The 23854-nt window shown below is 47.5% G+C and carries 21 protein-coding genes and 1 pseudogene; 18 read left to right on the forward strand and 4 right to left on the reverse strand.

What is annotated here, in order from left to right:
* The first annotated feature begins 9 nt into the window (after positions 1–9).
* Positions 10–378: a nitrous oxide-stimulated promoter family protein gene (locus DW996_RS11140; protein ID WP_118280089.1), complete on the forward strand. Its 369-nt coding sequence runs from the start codon at positions 10–12 to the stop codon at positions 376–378.
* Here DW996_RS11140 and DW996_RS11145 read toward each other — a convergent pair.
* Entirely contained in the window at positions 371–1744 is a 1374-nt protein-coding gene (locus tag DW996_RS11145; RefSeq protein WP_118535781.1) for a sodium-dependent transporter, read from the reverse strand. The genes DW996_RS11140 and DW996_RS11145 overlap by 8 nt on opposite strands.
* 237 nt (positions 1745–1981) lie before the next feature.
* Between DW996_RS11145 and DW996_RS11150 the strand changes: the two genes are divergently transcribed.
* Positions 1982–3688 carry an EAL domain-containing protein gene (locus tag DW996_RS11150; RefSeq protein ID WP_158575323.1) on the forward strand — a complete coding sequence of 569 codons (1707 nt, stop codon included), beginning with the start codon at positions 1982–1984 and terminating at the stop codon, positions 3686–3688.
* Here the strand turns inward: DW996_RS11150 and DW996_RS11155 are convergent.
* Positions 3685–4284: a helix-turn-helix transcriptional regulator gene (locus DW996_RS11155; RefSeq protein WP_118535785.1), complete on the reverse strand. Its 600-nt coding sequence runs from the start codon at positions 4282–4284 to the stop codon at positions 3685–3687. The two genes, DW996_RS11150 and DW996_RS11155, sit on opposite strands and share 4 nt — an antisense overlap.
* A 77-nt stretch (positions 4285–4361) precedes the next feature.
* Entirely contained in the window at positions 4362–4985 is a 624-nt protein-coding gene (locus DW996_RS11160; protein WP_118535787.1) for a hypothetical protein, read from the reverse strand.
* A 216-nt stretch (positions 4986–5201) separates the two neighbouring features.
* On the opposite strand from DW996_RS11160, the gene DW996_RS11165 reads away from it, so the two are divergent.
* The 4 genes from DW996_RS11165 (at position 5202) to DW996_RS11180 (ending at position 9042) form a co-directional block, all read left to right on the forward strand.
* Positions 5202–5927: a hypothetical protein gene (locus DW996_RS11165; RefSeq protein ID WP_118535789.1), complete on the forward strand. Its 726-nt coding sequence runs from the start codon at positions 5202–5204 to the stop codon at positions 5925–5927.
* 255 nt (positions 5928–6182) lie between these two features.
* A complete protein-coding gene (tsaA, locus tag DW996_RS11170; RefSeq protein ID WP_243098766.1) occupies positions 6183–6884 on the forward strand; it encodes a tRNA (N6-threonylcarbamoyladenosine(37)-N6)-methyltransferase TrmO in 702 nt (233 codons plus the stop codon).
* 20 nt (positions 6885–6904) lie between these two features.
* Positions 6905–8320 (forward strand): MATE family efflux transporter, encoded by a 1416-nt coding sequence (locus DW996_RS11175; protein WP_147403555.1) that lies wholly within the window; start codon positions 6905–6907, stop codon positions 8318–8320.
* A 98-nt stretch (positions 8321–8418) separates the two neighbouring features.
* Positions 8419–9042, forward strand: a complete 624-nt coding sequence (locus DW996_RS11180; protein WP_118535793.1) for a hypothetical protein — start codon at positions 8419–8421, stop codon at positions 9040–9042.
* 66 nt (positions 9043–9108) lie between these two features.
* Here DW996_RS11180 and DW996_RS11185 read toward each other — a convergent pair whose 3' ends face one another.
* A complete protein-coding gene (locus DW996_RS11185) occupies positions 9109–10473 on the reverse strand; it encodes an MATE family efflux transporter (protein WP_118535795.1) in 1365 nt (454 codons plus the stop codon).
* A 174-nt stretch (positions 10474–10647) separates the two neighbouring features.
* Between DW996_RS11185 and DW996_RS13480 the strand changes: the two genes are divergently transcribed.
* The 12 genes and pseudogenes from DW996_RS13480 to rapZ all read left to right on the forward strand — a co-directional run bounded on the left by DW996_RS13480 (position 10648) and on the right by rapZ (position 23852).
* Positions 10648–11748, forward strand: coding sequence for a methyl-accepting chemotaxis protein (locus DW996_RS13480; RefSeq protein WP_243098767.1), 1101 nt, complete (start codon positions 10648–10650; stop codon positions 11746–11748).
* A complete protein-coding gene (locus DW996_RS11195; protein WP_243098770.1) occupies positions 11691–12179 on the forward strand; it encodes a hypothetical protein in 489 nt (162 codons plus the stop codon). Before DW996_RS13480 ends, DW996_RS11195 begins: the two co-directional genes overlap by 58 nt.
* Positions 12180–12248: 69 nt before the next feature.
* Positions 12249–13139: a magnesium transporter CorA family protein gene (locus tag DW996_RS11200; protein ID WP_118535801.1), complete on the forward strand. Its 891-nt coding sequence runs from the start codon at positions 12249–12251 to the stop codon at positions 13137–13139.
* A gap of 96 nt (positions 13140–13235) precedes the next feature.
* The gene (locus DW996_RS11205; RefSeq protein ID WP_118280061.1) at positions 13236–14009 is read left to right on the forward strand and encodes a transporter substrate-binding domain-containing protein; all 774 of its coding nucleotides are present in this window, start codon (positions 13236–13238) and stop codon (positions 14007–14009) included.
* A 78-nt stretch (positions 14010–14087) separates the two neighbouring features.
* Positions 14088–14822: an amino acid ABC transporter permease gene (locus DW996_RS11210; RefSeq protein ID WP_118280058.1), complete on the forward strand. Its 735-nt coding sequence runs from the start codon at positions 14088–14090 to the stop codon at positions 14820–14822.
* Positions 14812–15558 carry an amino acid ABC transporter ATP-binding protein gene (locus tag DW996_RS11215; RefSeq protein ID WP_118280055.1) on the forward strand — a complete coding sequence of 249 codons (747 nt, stop codon included), beginning with the start codon at positions 14812–14814 and terminating at the stop codon, positions 15556–15558. The genes DW996_RS11210 and DW996_RS11215 overlap by 11 nt, the downstream gene beginning before the upstream one ends.
* A 119-nt stretch (positions 15559–15677) precedes the next feature.
* Positions 15678–17681 carry an ATP-dependent zinc metalloprotease FtsH gene (gene ftsH / locus DW996_RS11220; protein WP_118535803.1) on the forward strand — a complete coding sequence of 668 codons (2004 nt, stop codon included), beginning with the start codon at positions 15678–15680 and terminating at the stop codon, positions 17679–17681.
* A 5-nt stretch (positions 17682–17686) separates the two neighbouring features.
* Positions 17687–19577: pseudogene (gene uvrC / locus DW996_RS11225) on the forward strand (excinuclease ABC subunit UvrC).
* Positions 19578–19638: 61 nt separating this feature from the next.
* The gene (hprK, locus tag DW996_RS11230) at positions 19639–20574 is read left to right on the forward strand and encodes an HPr(Ser) kinase/phosphatase (RefSeq protein ID WP_118280047.1); all 936 of its coding nucleotides are present in this window, start codon (positions 19639–19641) and stop codon (positions 20572–20574) included.
* 62 nt (positions 20575–20636) lie between these two features.
* The gene (locus DW996_RS11235; protein ID WP_118535805.1) at positions 20637–22019 is read left to right on the forward strand and encodes an aminopeptidase; all 1383 of its coding nucleotides are present in this window, start codon (positions 20637–20639) and stop codon (positions 22017–22019) included.
* 41 nt (positions 22020–22060) lie between these two features.
* On the forward strand, positions 22061–22951 hold the full coding sequence (gene murB, locus DW996_RS11240; protein ID WP_118280041.1) for a UDP-N-acetylmuramate dehydrogenase: 891 nt from the start codon (positions 22061–22063) through the stop codon (positions 22949–22951).
* The gene (gene rapZ, locus DW996_RS11245; RefSeq protein ID WP_330428938.1) at positions 22935–23852 is read left to right on the forward strand and encodes an RNase adapter RapZ; all 918 of its coding nucleotides are present in this window, start codon (positions 22935–22937) and stop codon (positions 23850–23852) included. The genes murB and rapZ overlap by 17 nt, the downstream gene beginning before the upstream one ends.
* Positions 23853–23854: the final 2 nt, after the last annotated feature.

Consider the following 23854-nt stretch of genomic DNA (forward strand, 5'->3'; position numbering starts at 1 on the left):
GAGAAGATGATGGAAGAAAATTTGACCAGTCAGGAACTTATAGAAAAAAGAGAACGGGAAAAAACTATGGTTTCGGATATGATCCGTGTCTACTGCAAGGGAAATCATGCGGCTTATGATAAGAAAAACAAGTGTCTCTGCAAAGAGTGTCAGGCACTGGACGATTATGCGAGAATGCGCAGTGACAAGTGTCCTTTTATGGAGACAAAGACTTTTTGTTCCAACTGCAAGGTGCATTGCTACAAGCCCGAGATGCGCCAGCGCATCAAAGAAGTGATGCGCTATAGCGGACCGCGGATGCTCTTTGTGCATCCCGTCGCCTGCATCCGCCATCTCGTAGAGACGCGGCGGGAGAAAAAGCGACTGGAAACTACATAGAGATCCAGCCAAAAGCATTGGCAATGGATGAAATGAGGATGATGATGGCAAAGATCGGACAGAGATACTTGATCATAAACTGGAAGATCTTTTTACGACGGAATGGTTTTCCTCCGTCTGTCACTTCATCCTCTATTTTTTGTGTGCCGACCACCCGGGAGACAAGCAGACAGGTCGCAAGGGCAGCCAGCGGCATCATGACTGAGTTTGTCAGGAAGTCAAAGAAATCCAAAAACTGCATGCCGATCAGGGTTACATTTGCCAGTGGACCATAGCCCAGAGAGGAAAGAGTGCCGAGCGCGATCATGATGATACCGACGATAACGGTCGCCTTTTTCCTTCTCCAGCCAAGTTCGTCCTCAAAGGTGGAAACCGCACTTTCCGTCAGTGCGATGGAACTTGTCATAGCGGCAAAGAGTACCAGCACAAAGAAAAGGATGCCGACGCCCGTGCCAAGCCCCATGCTGTCAAAGACTTTCGGGATCGTGATGAACATGAGGGACGGACCTGCCTGTAAGGTGTCCGGATCTCCGCCAGAAAAAGCAAAGACCGCCGGAATGATCATCAGACCAGCCATAATGGCGATCGCTGTGTCAAAGATCTCTACATTCTTGGTAGAGTCCTCGATGGAGACATCCTTTTTCATGTAAGAACCAAAGGTCACTAAGATGCCCATGGCGATCGACAGGGAATAAAACATCTGTCCCATGGCGGCAACGACGGTCATCCAGGAGAAGTTTTCCGGGTTTGGCACCAGAAAATATTTGACACCGGCAAGGGCACCTGGTCTGGTTACAGAATAGATGGTAATAATGACGGACAGTACGACCAGGATGGGCATCATGATCTTGGATACGCGTTCAATGCCGTTTCGTACGCCCGCAAAGATGATGCCAAGCGTCAGCAGGGCAAAGACCAGAAAACAGAGTTCTGTGGATGCCCCGTCAGAGATAAAGGTGCTGAAATAGCCGTCCTGAGCGAGTGCAGAACCCTTTCCAGAGAGATAGCCAATGAGATATTTGAGTACCCAGCCGCCAATGACGGAGTAGTAAGGTACGATCAGGATGGGTATGATGGCGTTGAGCCAGCCGCCGACAGACAGCCATTTGGATCTGCCGAAGGAATGGTAGGCTCCGACCGGACTTTTCTTGGTCATACGACCGAGTGATGTCTCTGCCATGATCATGGTATAACCAAAGGTCAGGGCAAGGATGATATAGATCAATAGAAAAATACCGCCGCCGTATTTGGCAGCAAGGTATGGAAAACGCCAGATATTTCCAAGCCCGACAGAAGCACCGGCTGCAGACAGGACAAAGCCGATCTTACCGGAAAAGGAACTGCGCTTTTTGTTTGGATCATGCATGATAAAATTTCCCCCTCAAGATTATTTCCTATTAAATGCATTTGGGCATACATAATGGAGGAAGTTTAGCATAAATACTGAAAATTTGCAATGCCGTATAGAAAATAAAGGTTGTCTTGCAAGATGAGGAGTATTACAATATGGATATGTGACGAGGTTCGAGAGCAGACAGATGGGCGTCGCCTTTCGTATAGGAAAAATAGCATATGACGGGATATATTTCCCCAGGGGATGAAGATGGAGAAACAAGAGACAGCCAAGACGATAGCAGGACATGATGTGAAACGGGTACATGAGAAAATTTCAGATTATCTTGTCAGAAGTGAGTATGACTATATTTGTGTCATCAACACCCAGACAGGGATGCTTTATGTAGATACAGATGAATTGCATGCAGATTGGGACTGGACAGGCGAGGAGCATGACTATTATGATGCGCGCGCCCTTTTGGTAGAGACTTTTTTGGATGATAACGACGGTAAGGACTTTATGCACTGCTCGGAGATCCCATACATCGTAAAGCAGTTGGAAGAACAAAAAGTTTACAGTTTTATGTTCCATTTTAGTACACCGGAACACAACCGCCACAAGAAACAATGGAAGTTTTCTTATCTGGATCAGGAAGATGGTTTGATCCTTACGACCTTAAAGGATGTGACAAAACTCCTAGAACAGGATCATCTGACCGGAGAGTTGAACCGATATGGCTTTATCCGAAAGGCAAGAACTGTTCTGCGGGAGCCTGCCGTAGACCATGATCTTGCCATTATGTATATCAACCTCAAGGGCTTCAAGGCAATCAATGAGTTGTTCGGTACGGAGGGCGGAGATCTGGCACTGCGTGAGGTCGTGCGTGTCATTCACAGATCTAACCTGCATCCTTATGCTGTGGGACGTATCGAGGCAGATCATTTTGTCTGTCTGGTGGATCCAGCCAATATCAATTATGAACACTTAAAGCAATTCTTACATCAGACCCTGGTATTTGATCAGAGATCCTTAGATGTTTACGGTGTCTGCGGTATCTATATGATACCTGCGGAGGAGCGTTTGGACAGTGTCAGCAATATGTGTGATCGCGCCCGCATGGCAAAGGATTATATCGAGGATGAATATGTAAAGCCATATGCTATTTTTGATCAAAAGATGGGCAGTTCTTATATGGAGAGAAACGATGCACTGCGGGATATCAGCAATGCTCTGGAAAAACATGAGTTTCAGGTTTATTACCAGCCGGTCTATGATGCCTTTTCCGGTGAGATAGCATCCGCCGAGGCGCTGGTGCGCTGGAAAAAGGCAGATGAAGAAATGGTATCGCCGGGCATCTTTGTACCTGCCTTAGAGGACAGCGGACGTATCTCCCAGATGGATCTTTTCGTGGAACGCAGTGTGCTTTCCTTTATGGAGGAACGCTACAAAAAGGGACAGTTTATCGTGCCGGTTTCCATGAATATGTCCCAGATGGATTTCTTTGATAAAGATATGATGGCATCGGTTCTTCTGGATGTTTCCAATACCGACCTGCCGATGGATTATACACGTTTTGAGGTGACGGAGACGGCATACTCGACCGTTGCCAGCAACAACCGCAATGTGCTTTTGGATATGAAGCGGATCGGCGTCAAGTTCTATTTGGATGACTTTGGCAGTGGCTACTCGTCCTTTAGTACCATCCGTGATTATGATTTTGATGTTGTCAAATTAGATATGGGATTTGTGCAAAAGATCGGTACGACGACAAAGGCAAATGCTGTCATTCAAGCCATTATCGACATGGCACATGCCATCGGTTCCAAAGTCGTAGCCGAAGGGGCAGAGACCAAGGAACAGGTGGATGCTTTGCGGGAGATGGGATGCGATTATATTCAGGGCTTCTATTTCTCCAAGCCTTTGCCGCAGGAGGAATTTGAGGCGCTCTTAAATGCCCAGTACAGAGAGGACTAGCCGTGATACTGGGAAGGGGATACCCCATATTCTTTTTGAAAAAGATTTGAGAAATAAGATTGCGAACAAAAATGCAGTGCTTCTGCTACCTGGGTCACATTCATGTGCTCGGTAGTCAGGAGCACTTTTGCTGCCGCTAGTTTTTCTTTTTGGACATACTGGTTGACCGTGATGCCCAGTTCTTCCTTGAATTTGTGGGACAGATAATAGTCGCTGTAACCGGTAAAGTGTGACAGGTCTTTGATTGTGATCTTGTCGCGGATATGCAGGTTGATGTAGTCAATGCAGGCGCGGATGGGCGCAGAGATATCCTCGTTTTGCTTGGCATCGTGCACACGGGTGATGTAGTCGGCAAAGATGGTGTCGTTGATATAGCGGATATCATTTACATTTGCACAGTTGTCGATGGCGAGGGTGTAGGTATCCATCAAAGAATAGGAGATGGAGGCAGACAGACCGCCCCGGATGGCTGCGCGGCTGCAGAGGGTCAAAAGGGAGATGGATCCGTACTTGCAGCGCTGCAGATCATTTTCCAACTGGATCTTGATGCCGTTGGAGAACTTTCCACCTTCCTTGATCAGGTCTAAAAGTCCCATATTTCCCTGCTCGACTGCAGCGACCAGTTGCTGCTCAAAACCGGAAACCCCGGCATGGTCGCGGGACAGATCTTCGTTTAATTTATAAGAAGTCTGCTGTAAGTGGCGGATGGAGGCATCGTTGCCTTATAATCTTCTAAGGCTTGCATAAATGCCTTGGTGGCTATGTTGGTCTCCGGGACGGCAGCCGTCTTTTTGGTATGGTAAAAGTTCTTGCGCCGGATGGCAGGAAAATCCAGACATTCATCGCAGATGGCATTGTGGAGCATGAGCAGGTATTGCTCAAAGATATTAATGGGGATGATGGGATAGTCCTTGAACTGCTCGTACATATATTTACGGGCGGACACGGAAAGATCATGGATCTCCAGATCATCCAGCAGGCGTTTTAGAGACCGGTCATTGGCAAAGGTCGGTCCCAGTAAAAGGACACGGTCGGTTCTTTTATCCTCTTTGGAAAATACACAGCCTATGATAATGCCCAGATCGTCTGAAAATTCATAGGGAGGGCAGACATCTTCTTTGGCATATGCGATCAGAAAGTCTTTCATACCATTTAAAGAAATGAGCCGGTCCATAAACTCTGCCTGTCCATCATGATTCGAAAGCAGTTCCATGGCAGGGGAATACTCCCAGAACTGCAGGGGATAGCATGTGGATAAGATTTTTATGGTCATCTCACAGGTCTCTTTAGAAAACATACTGACATACTCCTTATTTGCTTTGTTTGTATCCAGTATAACGCAAAAATATTAAATTTCTATAAAAATCACGAAAAAAATAATATAAACATGAATTTTTGTACGAACCAAATCGGAAATTCGTACTACTGTATAGTTAAACGAAGGGGACGAAGTATTCGTTTCAACAATATTTACATCATCGGTTATACTGTAAATAACGTAGCAGGTTCTGTTATGGCATCCGTTCTTACCAACGATCCTAAGCAGCGTCCGATGTTTAACTTTGTATTTACCATTTTTTCTTATGGTGTACCGATCCTTTTGAGCAATGTCGTAACATTCAACATCTTGCCAAAATATGACAATCAGTACAATATGCCAATGTTAAAGGAAATGACTTTGTTTTACATCGCAGTTTCTTTTGTCTGCTGTATTGTTTCCATGATTGGTATCGCAAGAGCAGATAACGATGAGGTTTGGAAAGAGGCGAGTGCTAAGGTATCCGGAAAGCAGGAGAAGATTGGTCTTAAACAGATGTGGGAAGTGCTTTCCAAAAACAAGGATGTTGTATGTATCATCTTAGGACCAAGCGGTATGCGTGAGATCGGAACCACAGGCTCTTGGGCATTCCTTCTTTGGGTAGCATGTACGGTTGGTATGACCGCAGGCAGAATGCTTCTTTCCGTTGCAGCAGGAACCATGCGTGCAGATGTTACGGATGGTGAGGAACATCGTTCCGGCAACTTCATGCCATCTGTTATCGCAGGCGTTTACTCTTTGTTCGATAAGGGTATGTCATCTATCTGTGCTATGATAGCAACCGCAGCAATTTCTTTGATCGGTTATGTCAACACAGTACACAGATGGGGGATGAGGTTACAAGTGGTGTATTCTGGATGGGGATCGGACTGTCATTTGTCCTTCCGATCATTGGATTCCTCTGCAATATTTTTGCCATGAAGAACTACACGCTGGATGTGGAAACGCTCGCACAGGTGCAGGCAGACAATCAGGCCAAACGTGATGCGGCAGCAGAACAGTTACATCAGGCAGAATCATAAAGTGTAATTGGTCTTACATAAAAATGACGAGGGAGGTCGGCAAAGATGCTGACCTCTATTTTTTTATCTGCGCTTGTGTTATACTCGGGCTTGAACGTTTGAAGAAGTATCTCGGACAAGAGAATGTACTATAAACAAGAGGAGAGAAAAAGTCATGGAAGAGACAAGCATGCAGATCATCGGACATGTGCATACGGATTTCCCGACCAAGTTTGGTTTGCCCAGACAGAGCGGTCTGATAGAGGAACTGGTCGGGCGCATCGAATTGAAGCCGGAATTTCGCCGTGCTGAAGCCTTCCGCGGCATTGAGGAATTTTCCCATCTTTGGATCCTATGGCAGTTTTCTCTCAGTCAAAAAGAGCATTGGTCGGCGACGGTAAAACCGCCACGTCTGGGAGGAAAAAAGCGTATGGGAGTCTTTGCCACGCGCTCACCCTTTCGCCCCAATCCCATTGGACTGTCCTGTGTCAGGTTATTAGACGTCGACTATGCTTGTGCCAAGGCACCGGTACTTTATGTGGCAGGGGTAGATATGGTGGATGGCACGCCCATTTATGATATCAAGCCTTATCTGCCTTATGCGGATGCAAGGGCAGATGCCAAAGGGGGATTTGCCGATACGGTCTTTTCCCATGCACTAAAGGTGGACTTTCCACAGGAATTGCTGGACAAACTTCCAAAGGAAAAGCAAAAGGCGGCGATCGCCTTTTTAAAGCAGGATCCCAGACCGCCTTATCACAATCGTGCCGATCAGGTCTATAAGATCGCTTTTGACCGCTGGGACATCCACTTTACCGTGGAGGGGGACAGAGCCAGTGTTTGCGCTGTGCATTGCATCCGGGGCGCAGAAAGGTGAAAAAGGAGAAAGAATATAAGATGACACAGTCGAATACAGACAATCGCATAAAATTTGGCTTGGATAAGGCAGTCCTTGGTATACTGCTGACCCTGGCATGGCCAACGATCCTGGAAAATCTCTTGGAGACCATCCTACAATATGTTGATACTGCCATGGTAGGGCATCTGGGGGCGCAGGCAACGGCAACGGTTTCTCTGACCTCTACCTATACATGGCTGATCCAGAGTGTGATCGGTGCTCTTGGCGTGGGATTTCTTTCCTATATTGCAAGGGCAGTGGGAGAAAAAGATCAAAGTAAGATCCGCAAGGCATCCAGACTCGCCATGATCGTGGCACTGCTTGCCGGGGGCATCCTTATGGCGATCACCCTTTGGATGGCACCCCATGTGCCGGTCTGGATGGGGGCAGAAAAGGCGATTCATGCAGATGCCACACGCTATTTTATCTATATCAATCTGCCTATGATCTTTCGTGCGGCGACCATTATACTTGCTTCTGCCATCCGGGCAACGGGCGATACCAAGACACCTATGATCGTCAATGTCTGGGTCAATGTTATCAATATCGGGCTCAACTATGTCTTTATCTATCTTTTGGGACAGGGGGCTGTGGGAGCCGGCATGGCGACCATGGTATCTTATACGATCGGGGGTCTTTTGATGACGGTTGTATTCCTACGCAATCCGAGTCTGGATGTGCTGGGAAAGGGGGGATCCCCGGCGCAGGGGAAAGAAGGTAAGCCGCTTGTAGCAGAAAAAGCGCAAGACATTTTGCCGGTTACGACCCGACAGGTTCTGACAGCTGTCCTTGCCATTAGCCTTCCGGTTGTCCTAACACGCCTGGCATCCTGCCTGGGACATGTGGTCTTTACCAGTTTTGTCTCCTCTATGGATACGATCACCTATGCGGCACATGCCATTGCCATTACGGCGGAGGAGATCTTTTATATTCCGGGCTATGGCATGATGGCGGCGACTTCTACCTTGATCGGCCACGCCATCGGTGAGAAGAATAAAAAGAAAGAAAAGGATGTTAAGATCGTGTCGATCGCTCTGATCTTTGGACTCATGTGCATCACAGGTATTCTGCTCTTTGTCGGCGCCCATGCCATGATGTCTATTTTTACAAAAGATCCGCAGGTGATCGCTATCGGGACGCGTCTGCTTCGGATGGTGGCCTTTACGGAACCGGTCTTTGGCACATCGGCAGTCATGGAAGGTATTTATAATGGTATGGGACGCACCCGCTATCCTCTGGTGGTGGAACTGATCAGTATGTGGGGTGTGCGCGTGGTCGGCACGTATCTTTGCGTGCGTGTCTTTGGACTGGGAATCATGGCTGTCTGGATCATGATGATCTGTAACAACATCTTAAAAGCCATCCTGCTTGCCTTAGGCTTGCTCGCCATGGGGAGAAAAAATGCACAAAAGTAGGCTAAGGGGTTTATTTTGCGAAAATTCCTCCGATATAGAAGATAAGAAACGTTGAAAAGGATTTCGACATTGCATTATTGATCAAGGAGGACAAGATTATGAGTATGAATCCGGTAGGAACGACTACGACCGATAGCGTTTACAACCGCTACGGAAAGACTTCTTCTGCCAAGACTTCCAAAGAGGCTGAAAAGACAAGTGCCACTGAGGAAAAAGAGGCGGTTTATGAGAAGGGAACAACAGAAAAGAAAGCAACTTATTCCATCAACAAGATGAGTTCATCCGATCGTGCAGCACTGGTGCAGCAGTTGAAGCAGGATCAGGAGAACAGGCAGCAGAGTTTGATCTCACTGGTACAGGATATGATGAACGGACAGGCAAAGTCCTACAGTCAGGCAACCGGTGATGATTCTATCTGGAAATTCTTAGCCAGCGGCAACTTTACTGTGGATGCAGCAACCAAGGCACAGGCGCAGGCAGATATCGCGGATGACGGATACTGGGGTGTTTCCCAGACCTCACAGCGCTTGTTTGATTTTGCAAGTGCACTTGCAGGAGATGATGTAGAAAAGATGCAGAAGATGCAGGAAGCCATGCAAAAAGGTTTCAAGCAGGCGACAGCAGCATGGGGCAAATCGCTTCCAAGCATCAGCCAGCAGACTATGGATGCAGCCAACAAATTGTTTGATGATTATTACAAATCCAAAGGCGTAGAAGCCTAGAAATACGAAGCCACAGAAGCCACAGGGACGTTCCTTTTGCCACAAGGAACGTCCCTGTGGCTATATCTAAATCGCTGTGTGTGTAGCAAACTTCTTTTGCAGTTTTTTATGCACATGGAAGAAGGCCGGGATGAGGAATACATCCGCCATGATCCAGGCAAAGGGACTGGCAAAGCAGGCACCCAGAAAGCCAATCGCCGGTACCAGGGAAAAGGCAACAATGCTTCGCGCCAGCATTTCCATAACGCCTGCAAGAATGGCAAAGATGGAAAAGCCCATGCCCTGAATGAGAAAACGTACGATGTTGACCAGAGCCAGCGGAAAATAAAAGCAGGACTGGATCAGCAGGAAAGTCCGTGCATCTGCGATGATGGCTGTCTCATTTGCGGACAGGAACAAAAGCAGGAGATATTTTCCGGCAAAGAGCAGGACAAAAAAGGCGATGATCGCATAGCAAAGACCAAGGATGGTCGCAGATTTTAAGCCTTCTTTGACACGCCCCAGTTCCATGGCACCGACATTTTGTCCGCCGTAAGTTGCCATGGTAGAACCCAAGGCATCAAACGGACATACGATGAACATGGAGATACGGTTGGCTGCGGTGATGGAGGCAACGGCATTGGACCCTAAGTTGTTGACGGCAGCCTGCAAGATGACAGAGCCGATCGCTGTGATAGAATACTGTAAGCCCATAGGTACGCCCATATGACAGAGAGTAGCAACACAGTGTCCGCTCCAAGCCCATTCGCCCGGCTGCATTTTTAAGATCGGGAACTTTGCCTTCATATAGATGAGGCAGGCGATCCCGGAGATAAACTGGGAGATCACGGTGGCATAACCGGCGCCTTCGACACCCATGCCGATCTGTGTGATAAAGATCAGATCCAGTACGATGTTGATCCCGGATGCCAGCAAAAGGAAATAGACCGGAGTCTTGGAGTCACCGAGAGACCGCATGATACCGGAAGTGATATTATATAGGTAAGTAACCGGAATACCCACAAAAATGATAAAGATATAGGAGTATGCCTGATCTATGATATTGGACGGTGTCTGCATGAGTTCCAGGATCTGCCGGCAAAAGACGGAGACGATCAGAGTCATGACAGCAGAAAAAATGAGGCAGAGCCAGACACTGTTGGCAACGTATTTGCGCAGGCTTTCATAATCACCGGCACCAAAACGCTGGGCAACCGGGATGGCAAAGCCACTGCACACGCCCATGCAGAAACCGATGATGAGAAAGTTGATGGCTCCGGTGGAACCGACGGCGGCGAGGGCATCCACACCCAGAAACTTTCCAACGATGATGGTATCTACCAGACTGTAGAACTGCTGAAAGAGCATACCCACCAAAAGAGGCAGGGAGAAACCAAGGATCAGTGACATAGGTTTTCCTGTCGTTAATCTTTTTGTTGTATCTTTTGCCATAATTGCATTCCTTTCCTTATATATCAAAATTCGCTTTAGATATAATAGCACGAAAAATTTTTTTAACAATACTTTCCTAATAAACTTTCTTATTGTATAATGTATTTATCTTCATACACAGGGCAGTTGAGGGGAAAACTGTACACTTGTATAGTAAACGAGGGGGATAAGACGATGGACTATAATGACGTCATTCGTAACAAAAACAGAATATTAGCGATCACACTCTTGATCTGTATTGTGCTTCGCTGTATCGTAAATACATTTTTTACCGGGATCGTACAGGTCATCCCGATGGGGATCGGAGGACTGATCTTTACAGCGCTCCTGTTACTCTTGAACAAAAAGGTACATCCGGTGGTCATGATGTATGCTATGGTGGTACTCATGTCGGCGATCAGTATCATTCTGATGATAGCCTTTCCTTGCACGACCAATTATCTGATGTTTTTCTTGTCGATCTTTTTTGTTGTGATCTATGAGGACATCCGACCGATCATCATGCAGTCGGCGATCAGTGCGGCTGCTATGGTATATTTCTATTTCCGCTATACACAGGAATTGCGAGATTCCTGGTCGACGGATGCCATGGCAATGTGCGTTGTTTATATTGTCAGTGGCATGCTGGTATATATTTCTCTTTGCCGCCTGACCAAAGAACAGTTCCACCAACTGCGCAAGACCCACAAGGCAAGCGAAAAGGAGCGTAAAAAGGCAGAACAACTCCTAGCAGAGATCGGTAAGTCTGTTGGTGTCTTAGATACGACCAGTGGCAAGTTAAATGACAATATTACTATGACCGGCACGATCTCTGATCAGATCGCAGAGGCTACCGAGGACATTGCGCGCAGGACAGTGGCAGAGGTCGGAGATATTGAGCAGATCAAGGGCATGGTACAAAACGGGGTTTCCCAGATCAAGGATATCGCGGACAGCAGTACCCGCATGGCGGGGGCTTCCAACGAGACCAACACCCAGGTACAGACAGGCGGTCAGTTGGTAGGAGACCTGTCTTCCCAGATGCAGGATCTCAACAAGCGCATGGAAACGGTTGCTTCCTCCATCCAGTCCTTATCCGAGGAAAATGCCAAGATTATCGAGATCTTAGCGACCCTGGATCAGATCACATCCCAGACCAATCTTCTGTCTTTGAATGCTTCCATCGAGCTGCCAGAGCCGGAGAGCATGGCAAGGGCTTTGCTGTTGTTGCAACGGAGATCCGTCAGTTATCTGATGACTCCGCCAAGTTCACAGAGCAGATCCATGGCATCTTAAACGGTGTCGAGGAGCAGACCGCACAGGTACAAAAGGAGATCTTAACAGGACAGAAGTCTGTGGAGACCTGTACGCAGAATGCCAATGATGTCAACTACTCATTCCAGGAGATCGCCGAGAATACTTCCCAGGTATTGCACCGTGCCAATGTGATCGAGAAGCAGGCACAGGAACTGGAAAGCCTGATGAACACGACTTTGGAGAATGTCAACAATATCAACGACAATATCGAGTCAACATCCGCAGCCATGGAGGAGATCTCCGCAAGTATCAACAATCTCCACAGTAACATCGGCAATGTGGTAGACGGTTATCATGACATCAATGAGATCACCGAGGCTTTGGTACAGGCATCCGAGCCGGAAGCAGAGGAGGAAGATGACGATTTGCCAAAGAAGAAATTGAAAAAAGTCAAGATTGATTTATCTTAAAATCGTATAGACAGGATAGAAAAAGATACATACTAAGAGGTAGAAAAGAGATAGGAGATACCACTTAGTATGTATTTTTTATTGGAAAAAAAGGATGGCTGCGGTTATATCCATCCTTATACATGGGAGGAGGAAAAAGAGGATCTGATCGATCCTGAGGCCATTCACTCCTGTCTGGTAGAAAAGAAAGATCACGACCTCTTGGTACAGATGCAGGTGCCCTTGCAGGAGGAGAAAAAAGTAGAGGGGAAAAAGCAGACTGTGCCGCTGTTGGGACAGGGACATGCTTTTTCCAAGTTTGCCTTTGTCATATGGGAGGACGGGATCTGTTTTGCGGATTTTGACGGCTATCTACAGGGGATCATGGACCGTCTGCGTAAGGAAAATGGGAAAAAGACACCGGAAGCCATGCTCTACCGGCTGTTTCAGATCCTTGTTGAAAATGATATTCATGTGCTGGATGTCATATACAAACAACTGGCAACTTTGGAAGAAGAGATTCCCAAGGATAATGCCCGCTTTTTTCTGCAAAAAATGTATACTATGAAACACAGCATTTATCAGTTGTTCCGTTACTATCAGCAACTGACGGAACTGGCGGATGATCTGATGGAGTGGGAGGGCGGCTTTTTAGATCCGGGAGAAATGGAGTGCTTTTCACGCTTCATCACAAGGACAAAACGGCTGGCAGATGATATGGAGATCATGCGGGAGTATGCCATGGAGATCTGGGAGATCTACCAGTCGCAGATCTCTATCCGACAGAATGATATTATGAAGATCCTGACAATTGTAACAACTATTTTTTTGCCGCTCAGCCTTTTGGCAGGCTGGTATGGCATGAATTTTGAATATATGCCGGAACTGCACTGGCGTTATGGTTATGTGGGGGTTCTGGTGGCAGCAGTCCTGATCGTGACCTTTTCTATGATCCTCTTTCGTAGAAAACGCTATTGGTAGATTGACTTTGAGGGGCTGACGGTGTTATATTATACAATATATATGTATATTTATAAATTTTAGGCGAAAGCGAAGACGGAAGAAAGGAAGAAAATTATGAAGTTAAAAAGAGGTTTAGCAGCCGTTCTGGTGGCTGCCCTTGCGGTAGGTATGATGACAGGCTGTGGAAGCAAGAGCAGTGACAAGCAGGCTGCAAGTGATAAAAAGGAAACTTTGGTCATGGCGACCAATGCGACTTTCCCACCATATGAATATGTGGACGGACAGGATTATGCAGGAATCGACGTGGAAGTGGCACAGGCGATCGCAGATGAACTTGGCATGGAATTACAGATCCAGGACGTAGAGTTCGGTTCTATCATTTCCGGTGTGCAGAGCGGTAAGTTTGATATCGGTATGGCTGGTATCACTGTTACAGAGGACAGAAAAAAGAGCGTTAATTTCACCAACACTTATGCGACAGCAAAGCAGGTCATCATTGTAAAAGATGGCAGTGCCATCCAGACAGTAGACGATCTGTCTTCCGATACCAAGATCGGTGTGCAGCAGGATACCACAGGTGATATCTACACTACAGATGATTACGGCGAAGATGCGGTGACCCGATACAACAAGGGCGCAGATGCGGTACAGGCACTGCTGACCGGCAAGGTTGACTGCGTTGTCATCGACAGCGAGCCGGCAAAGGAATTTGTTGCGGCAAATGACGGACTCAAGATCTTAGACACAGAGTACGTGGAAGAAGAATATGCTATCTGTGTAGCAAAGGACAATGATGAACTTTTGAATCAGATCAACGATGTACTTGACAAGTTGAAGAGTAATGGTAAAATTGACGAGATCGTAAATAAATATATTTCAGCAGAATAAAAGCCAGAGCAAAAAGGGTCAGACCCAGGTGTCTGACCCTTTTTCAGGCTATGGGTATAGTAGAAAGGAAGAAGACAAATGAGTAATGGATGGAATACTTTTGTGACAGATTTCCGGTTTGTCTTTATACAGGACGACAGATGGAAATCCCTGTTTCAAGGTTTAGGGAATACGCTTGTGATCACATTTTTTGCGGTCATGATCGGTATTGTCTTAGGGGCGATCGTTGCAACCGTGCGCACGACTTATGACAAGAACAACGGAGATATGAAAAAGAGAAATCCGGTCGGATTTTACATATTGAGCATTGCTAATGTCATCTGTAAGTTATATCTGACAGTGATCCGTGGAACGCCGGTGGTTGTGCAGCTTATGATCGCATACTTTATCATATTTGCCACTTCCAACAATTCTACGGCTGTGGCTGTCTTTGCTTTCGGTATCAATTCCGGTGCTTACGTGGCAGAGATCATCCGTGGCGGTATCATGTCGATCGACGAGGGACAGTTCGAGGCAGGACGTTCCCTTGGCTTTAATTACGGACAGACCATGATCTATATCATCATCCCGCAGGTATTCAAGGTGGTACTTCCTACCTTATGTAATGAGTTTATCGTACTTTTGAAAGAGACTTCGGTTGCAGGTTATGTGGGTATCATGGACCTGACCAAGGCGGGCGACATCATCCGCGGCAGAACTTTCTCCGCATTTTTGCCATTGCTGGGCGTGGCAGCGATCTATCTTGTTATGGTCGTTATTTTGACTGCCTTAGTGGGATGTCTGGAAAGGAGTTTGCGTAAGAATGAGCGATAAGAATGTATTGATCCAGGTCACAGACTTAAAAAAACATTATAACAAAGGGGAGATCAAGGCACTCGACGGTGTATCTTTAGAGATTGACCAGGGCGAGGTTGTTGTCATCATAGGTCCCAGCGGAAGCGGAAAATCTACCTTGCTTAGATCCTTAAACCTTTTGGAGGAACCAACCAGCGGACAGATCCTTGTGGATGGCGTGGATATCACCGATCCAAAGGTAGACATCAATGTGCACAGACAGAAGATGGGCATGGTCTTCCAGCATTTTAATCTTTTTCCCAATATGACGGTGCTTCGCAATATGACCATCGCACCGATGAAACTTTTGCACAAGTCAAAGGGTGAGATTGAGGCAAAGGCGATGGAACTGCTTCGTATGGTAGGCTTAGAAGATCGTGCCGATGCCTATCCGAGCCAGTTGTCCGGCGGACAGAAACAGCGTATTGCTATTGTGCGTGCTCTTTGCATGGAACCGGAGATCCTTTTGTTTGACGAGCCGACTTCTGCCTTAGACCCGGAAATGGTCGGAGAAGTCTTGGATGTTATGAAAAATCTGGCAAAGGAAGGCATGACCATGGCGGTCGTTACCCATGAGATGGGATTTGCCAGAGAAGTGGCAAGCCGCGTAGTCTTTATGGATGCGGGAACCATTGTGGAACAGAATACACCGCAGGAGATCTTTGAACATCCGCAGAGTGAACGTTTACAGAACTTCCTGGCAAAGGTTCTCTAAAAATAAAAAAAGTATAAACGAATTCGAAAATTATCGTAAAAGGCACCCGGGTAGTATTGCTTTTGCCATTTAGGTCAAATATAATGGATGAGGTAATACCTACGCGAGTGGAGGATAAAATGAACGAAAACAACAATGGTTCACAGCAGGGTGGACCGAATAACAATAATAACAACAAAAAACGACAGCCGATCATGCTCTTTGTGCTCTTTGCACTGATCGCCATGTTTATCACCAGCCTTCTATATAGCAGTGCAGGCTCCAGTACGACAGAGGCGATCACCTATTCCAAGTTCCTGGATCTGGTAGAGAAGGATCAGGTCAAGTCGGTTGTCTTTGACGGCGATCAGATCAACATCAAACTGGTAGATGGTGCCAAGGTGGGATCAGACTCTCAGACCGCGTCCATCCAGGCACAGTTATATAAGGAGAGTACAGGGCAGGATCTGACGATCACCTATTACACCGCTTATATCTCTGATGCAGACCTCCTTCCTTTATTAAAGGAACATGATGTGGAGATCGACGGAGAGATCTCAGACTCTACGGCAGTGATCATTTACAATGTCCTGAGTTTTGTTATCCCGATCGTACTCTTATGGATACTCATGTCCTTCCTTATGAAGCGCATGGGCGGCGGAGCCATGGGCGTTGGCAAGTCCAATGCCAAGGTCTATGTGGAGAAGTCTACCAGTGTGACCTTCAAGGATGTTGCCGGACAGGATGAGGCAAAGGAATCCTTGCAGGAAGTAGTAGATTTCCTGCACAATCCTCAGAAATATACCTCGATCGGTGCCAAATTGCCAAAGGGCGCACTTTTGGTCGGACCTCCCGGAACCGGTAAGACTTTGCTTGCTAAGGCAGTAGCCGGAGAAGCGGGCGTGCCGTTCTTCTCTCTGGCAGGATCCGATTTCGTGGAAATGTTCGTCGGTGTCGGTGCTTCCCGTGTCCGTGATCTTTTTAAAGAGGCACAGAAGGCTGCACCGTGTATCATCTTTATCGATGAGATCGATGCCATCGGTAAGAGCCGTGATTCCCGCTATGGCGGTGGCAATGACGAGCGTGAGCAGACTCTGAATCAGTTATTAGCAGAAATGGATGGATTTGATACTTCTAAGGGACTTTTGATCTTAGCGGCTACCAACCGTCCGGAAGTTCTGGATAAGGCATTGCTTCGTCCGGGACGTTTTGACCGACGCATCATCGTAGACCGTCCGGATCAAAAAGGACGTCTGGAGACCTTAAAGGTACATGCCAAGGATGTGGATATGGATGAGACGGTAGATCTGGATGCATTGGCACTGGCATCTGCCGGACTGGTAGGATCCGATCTTGCCAATATCATCAATGAGGCTGCCATCATCGCCGTAAAGCATGACCGTAAGTTTGTCAACCAGAGCGACTTGTTTGAGGCATTTGAATTAGTTGCTGTCGGCGGTAAAGAGAAAAAAGACCGTGTCATGAGTGACAAGGAGCGCAAGATCGTTTCTTATCATGAAGTAGGGCATGCGCTTGTTTCCGCTTTGCAGAAGAACACCGAGCCGGTACAAAAGATCACGATCGTACCGCGTACCATGGGTGCTTTGGGCTATACCTTACAGACTCCGGAGGAGGAGAAGTTCTTAGAGACCAAGGATGAACTGCTTGCCAAGATCACGACCTTTATGGGTGGGCGTGCAGCAGAACAACTCGTATTTGAGTCTCCGACCAGTGGTGCTTCCAACGATATTGAGAATGCGACCAGCATTGCCAGAAACATGGTGACACGTTTTGGTATGTCTGATAAGTTTGGCATGATGGGATTGGCAACGGTGGAGAACCAGTATCTGGAAGGCAGAGCCTCCATGACTTGTGGCGAGCGTACCGCGGCAGAGGTGGATCAGGAAGTCCTTCGTATCGTGACCGAGTGTTACGACAAGGCGACCGGTCTTTTGGAAGAAAACCGCGAGATCTTAGATAAGATCTCAGACTATCTCTACGAGCATGAGACCATCACCGGTAAGGAATTTATGAAGATCTTCCGTGACCTGAAGGGACTGGATGACCCGGAGGAAAAGAAAGAGGATACTTCTGCTGAGACAGTAGAAGAGATCGACGACAAAGATTTATTTGTGGAAGAGTAAAGAATATGGATTTTTCGATTGAAGAAGAATTAGCAAAACTCCCGGATTCTCCGGGAGTTTATATTATGCATGATGCCAAAGAAGCCATCATCTATATTGGCAAGGCAAAGTCTCTGCGCCATCGCGTGCACCAGTATTTCCAGCCCAGCCATGATGAGGGTATCAAGAAACAGCGCATGGTGCAGCAGATAGCCTATTTTGAATATATTGTGACGGATTCGGAATTGGAGGCACTGGTCTTAGAGTGCAATCTGATCAAGGAGCATCGCCCAAAGTATAATACTATGCTTCGTGACGATAAGACCTATCCGTATATCAAAGTGACGCTGGGAGAAGCTTACCCCAGAGTCCTTTTTTCGCGTCAACTGAAAAAGGACAAGGCAAAATATTTCGGACCTTTTACCAGCGCGGCGGCTGTCAAGGATACCATTGATCTGGTGCAGAAGATCTACCATCTGCGCACCTGCAACCAAAAGTTCCCGGATAATTTCGGTAAGCGCAGACCTTGTCTGAATTACCATATGAAGCAGTGCCCGGGTGTCTGTACCGGCAAGGTTTCGGAGGAGGAATATCAAAAAAGCGTCCAGGGAGCCATTGACTTTTTGAATGGCTCCTATGGCGAGGTTGAGAAGATGCTGACCGAGAAGATGCAAAAAGCGGCAGCAGATATGGAATTTGAAAAGGCGGCAGAATACCGTGATCTGCTGGGGAGTGTCCGTGCCTGCGTGCAGAAGCAGAAGATTACCAATGCAAGTGAGATGGATGACAAGGACATCGTTGCACTGGCAAAGCAGGGGGAGGATGCCGTCGTACAGGTATTCTTTGTGCGGTCGGGCAAACTGATCGGACGCGAGCATTTCTTTATGAATGTGCGCATGGATGAAGCAGACGGGGAAGTTGTAACACGTTTCATCCAACAATTTTATGCCGGTACGCCGATCATTCCACGCGAGATCTTTTTACAGGAAGAGATCGAGGATGCCCGGGTGATCGAGCAATGGCTGACGGAGAAAAAAGGACAGCGTGTCTACTTGCGTGTACCGCAAAAGGGCATGAAGAATAAGATGGTGGAACTGGCAGAAAAGAATGCTGCCATGGTCTTAGCCCAGGATCGGGAGCGGATCAAGAAAGAGGAAGGTCGTACCATCGGTGCCTTAAAAGAGATCGCGGGACTGCTTGGCATGGAGCATCTAACGCATGGAAGCCTACGATATTTCCAATATCAACGGCTTTCAGACGGTTGGCTCCATGGTGGTTTTCGAAAAGGGAAAACCTCTGCGCAGTGATTATCGAAAGTTCAAACTCAAGACTATCACGGGACCGGATGACTATGGCTCCATGCGGGAAGTTCTGACCAGACGTTTTTCTCACGGTCTACAGGAACGGGAAGAACTGCGTGCCAAGGGAGCGGATGAATCGCTGGGCAGTTTTACGCGTTTCCCAGATGTTATCATGATGGATGGCGGACGCGGTCAGGTCAATATCTGTGAGGAGGTCCTGGCAGACCTGCATCTGTCCATACCGGTCTGCGGTATGGTAAAGGATGACCACCACAGGACCAGAGGTTTATATTTCCATAATGAGCTTATCCCAATCGACCGGACATCGGAGGGCTTTCATCTGATCACGCGATTGCAGGACGAAGCCCATCGTTTTGCTATCGAGTATCACCGGTCTTTGCGCAGCACGTCACAGGTGCACAGTTTCCTGGATGATGTGGAGGGCATCGGACCGGCAAGGCGCAAGGCTCTGATGAAACGCTATGCCAGTGCGGATGAGATGCGAAATGCCAGTATTGAGGAACTTGCCGATACCCCATCCATGGATATGCGTGCAGCAGAAAAACTCTACCGGTATTTTCACGGAAGTGAGGCTGACCCTACTGTACAAAAATGAAAAAGTTGGTTACAATAACAGGAGTGGTTATATTGTGATTTGACGATAAAGGAGAAGGACTATGGAACCAATACAGGCAAAACTTTCCATCGTTGCAGACAAACTGCATTTAAAGAATTTTACAGAAGACCTCAATCTGGAGGAACATTTCGTATGTGTTGCGGATGTCAACCGTCCGGCATTACAGTTGAATGGATTTTATGAGCACTTCGAGGCAGACCGGATCCAGATGATCGGTATGGTAGAGCATGCATATATGAATAATAAGACCGCAGAGGAACGTGCGGAGATCTACCGCAAACTGCTTTCCTACGACATACCGTGTGTGATCTTTTGCCGTGGTTTCGTACCGGAGCAGTCTTTGATGGATATTGCACATGAGCGCAAGATCCCGATCCTGGGAACCGAGCGCGGGACATCCGAGTTCATGTCCGAGTTGATCTTTGAACTCAATGTACTTTTGGCACCGTGCACGACCATTCATGGTGTATTGGTCGATGTCTATGGTGAAGGACTTCTGATCACAGGAGAAAGCGGTATCGGAAAGAGCGAGGCTGCTCTGGAGTTGATCCGCAGAGGACATCGTCTGGTGGCAGATGACGTGGTCGAGATCCGAAAGACTAACGCCCACACTCTTCTGGGACGTGCCCCGAAGATCACCAAGCATCTGATCGAACTGCGTGGTATCGGTATCATCGATGTTAAGAGTCTTTTTGGTGTTGAGAGTATCAAGGAGAGCCAGAAGATCGATTTTGTCATCAAATTGGAAGACTGGAAAAAGGAGAACGATTATGACCGCCTGGGTCTTGAGGATGAGCATATGAACATCTTGGGTATTGATGTGGTATGTCATTCCCTGCCGATCCGTCCGGGACGTAATCTTGCCGTGATCTGTGAGACGGCAGCCGTCAACCATCGTCAAAAGAAGATGGGCTACAATGCCGCACAAGAACTCTACCGTCGTGTCCAGGACAATATCAGTCAGGGACAGGAGTAGTTTTTCATTAGGCATGAAGCCTTAGATTTTGCATATATTATAAAAGATAGGAGTGTTTTATTTTGGAAAGAGCAAATGCATGGAAAAAGTATCAGGAAGAGGACAAGCGTCAGGCTGTCTATGATTTTGCAGACGGCTATCGCAAGTTCTTGTCAGAACACAAGACTGAAAGAGAGTGCGCAGCATTCTTTGAGGCAGAAGCAAAGCAGGCAGGCTTTGAAAATCTGGATGAGATCATCGCTTCCGGCAAGACCTTAAAGGCAGGAGATAAGGTCTATGCCATCAACAAGAAAAAGATGGTGGCTGCTTTTGTGATCGGCAAGCGTCCGCTTTCCGATGGTATGCGTATTTTAGGAGCACATATTGATTCTCCGCGTCTGGATCTCAAACAGAATCCATTATACGAAGATACCGATATGGCACTTTTAGATACCCATTATTACGGTGGCGTCAAGAAATATCAGTGGGTGACCCTGCCACTGGCTTTACATGGTGTGATCGTCAAAAAAGACGGCAGTGTCATCAATGTATGTATCGGTGAAAAGGACGAAGAACCGGTATTCGGAGTCAGCGATCTTTTGATCCATCTCTCTGCAGAGCAGATGGAGAAAAAGGCATCCAAGGTGATCGAGGGAGAAGACCTCAATGTGCTGGTGGGAAGTATCCCGGTAGAGAGCAAAGAAGAAAAAGAATGTGTCAAGGCAAATGTCCTTCGTATTTTAACAGAGCAGTACGACATTGAGGAAGAAGATTTCTTATCCGCTGAGATTGAAGTGGTTCCGGCAGGAAAGGCTAGAGACTATGGCTTTGATCGTTCTATGATCATGGGTTATGGTCATGACGACAGAGTCTGCGCTTACCCATCTTTTAAGGCAATCGCAGAGGTGATGGACGTAGAGTACACCAGCGTCTGTCTTTTGGTAGACAAGGAAGAGATCGGATCTGTCGGTGCAACCGGTATGGAATCACGCTTTTTTGAAAATACGGTTGCAGAGGTCATGGCACTGACCGGTCAGACTTCTGAGTTGTTGCTACGCCGTGCACTGCGCAATTCCAAGGTATTATCTTCCGATGTCAGCGCAGCCTACGATCCAAACTATCCGTCTGTTATGGAAAAGAAAAATGCGGCTTACTTCGGCAGAGGTCTTGTCTTTAATAAGTATACAGGTTCACGCGGCAAGTCCGGTTCCAACGATGCAAGCGCAGAATATATGGCTGAAATGCGCAAAGTCATGGATGACGCAGATGTGTCCTTCCAGACCGCAGAACTCGGTAAGGTAGATGCAGGTGGCGGCGGAACAATCGCTTACATCCTGGGCAATCTGGATATGCAGGTCATCGACAGTGGTGTGGCAGTGCTCAACATGCATGCACCATGGGAAATCATCAGCAAGGTGGATCTCTACGAAGCATACAAGGGATATGTAGCATTTTTACACAACTAATATCTGACGGTTTATTATTTGACCATGGAGGAAAATAAACAATGGAAATCAAAAAGGAATTTCCACATATCAACTTTTTAGAAAAAGAGCCTATGAGCCGCCATACCACTTTTCGGATTGGCGGCCCAGCAGGGCTTTTTGCGTCTGTACAGGTTGCGGATGTGGCACCATTGGTATCGTATTGCAAGACCCATGACATCCCAGTCACCATCTTAGGCAATGGCAGCAATGTCTTAGTGGGAGATCAGGGGATCGAGGGACTGGTCTTATCCTTTGGCAAAGAGGCGTCTGCTATCACGGTCGAGGGCAATCAGATTCGGGCAGAAGCGGGAGCGCTCCTGTCCCAGGTGGCTAATGCGGCACTGGAGCACGGATTGGGTGGACTGGCTTTTGCTGCAGGGATCCCTGGCACGATCGGCGGAGCCGTATGCATGAATGCCGGCGCTTATGGCGGAGAAATGAAGGATGTCCTGCAAGAGGTCAGAGTCCTGCGCGCAGACGGCAGGATCGAGAACTGGCATGCAGAAGATCTGGATCTTTCTTACCGGCACAGCCGTATGATGGAAGAAGGTGCCATCGTATTGTCTGCTACCATGAAACTGCACCCGCAGGAGACAGGGCAGATCAAGGCAGAGATGGATGATTACCGAATTAGACGACAGGCAAAGCAGCCGCTGGAATACCCAAGCGCAGGGTCTACCTTTAAGCGCCCGGAGGGCTATTTCGCAGGCAAACTCATCATGGATGCAGGACTGGCGGGCTACCGTGTCGGTGATGCCGCAGTTTCTGACAAGCATTGTGGATTTGTAGTCAATCTGGGAAAGGCGACGGCAACAGATGTGCGGGGGCTTATGCATGACGTATCAGACCGGGTCTATGCACAATTTGGCGTTCACTTAGAGCCGGAAGTACGATTTGTGGGTAACTTTTAAGAATCGCATGCAGGAGGCGATAAAGTATGAAATTATTGATATTAACGGGGATGTCCGGGGCGGGAAAGTCAACGGCATTCAAGATGTTGGAGGATCTGGCTACTACTGTGTAGATAACCTGCCGATCCCGCTTCTTAAGAGTTTTATCGATCTGTCGGAGCAGCCTTCCGCCAAGGAGCAGAAACTGGTCGTCGGCATCGATATCCGAAGCGGCGAGTCCTTACATCTTTTACAGTCGGTCTTATCCGAACTGCGGCAGGATGGCAAGAAATACAGCATTCTCTTTTTGGATGCTGAGGATGAGGTACTGGTCAAACGTTATAAGGAGACCAGACGGAATCACCCACTGTCCGGGACGGAGCGTATTCAGGCAGGCATCATCAAGGAGCGGGCAGCAATCGGATTTTTGAAAGAGGAAGCAGACTATATCATTGATACCTCACACCTTCTGACGCGCGAGTTAAAGGAGGAACTGCAAAAGATCTTTGTGCAGGAAGAAGACTTCCGCAGCCTCTTTGTGACGGTCATGTCCTTTGGCTTTAAGTACGGCATACCGGCGGACGCAGACCTGGTTTTTGATGTGCGTTTTCTGCCAAATCCATACTATATCGCGGAACTCAGACCCAAGACCGGCAATGACATTGAGATCCAGAAGTTTGTGATGGGCTACGAGGAGTCCCATATCTTTTTGGACAAACTGGTAGACATGATCGAGTTTCTGATCCCGAATTACATAAAAGAGGGCAAGAACCAACTGGTGATCGCGATCGGCTGTACCGGTGGCAAGCACCGTTCGGTCACACTGGCAAACAAATTGCACGAGCGCTTACTGGATGAAGATGCGATCGGAGTCAAGATCGAGCACCGCGACATCGGTAAAGATGCCTTGCGCGGAAAGTAGGA

Origin of the sequence: Roseburia sp. AM51-8 (assembly GCF_003478275.1) — a bacterium.
GTDB lineage: Bacteria > Bacillota > Clostridia > Lachnospirales > Lachnospiraceae > Pararoseburia > Pararoseburia lenta.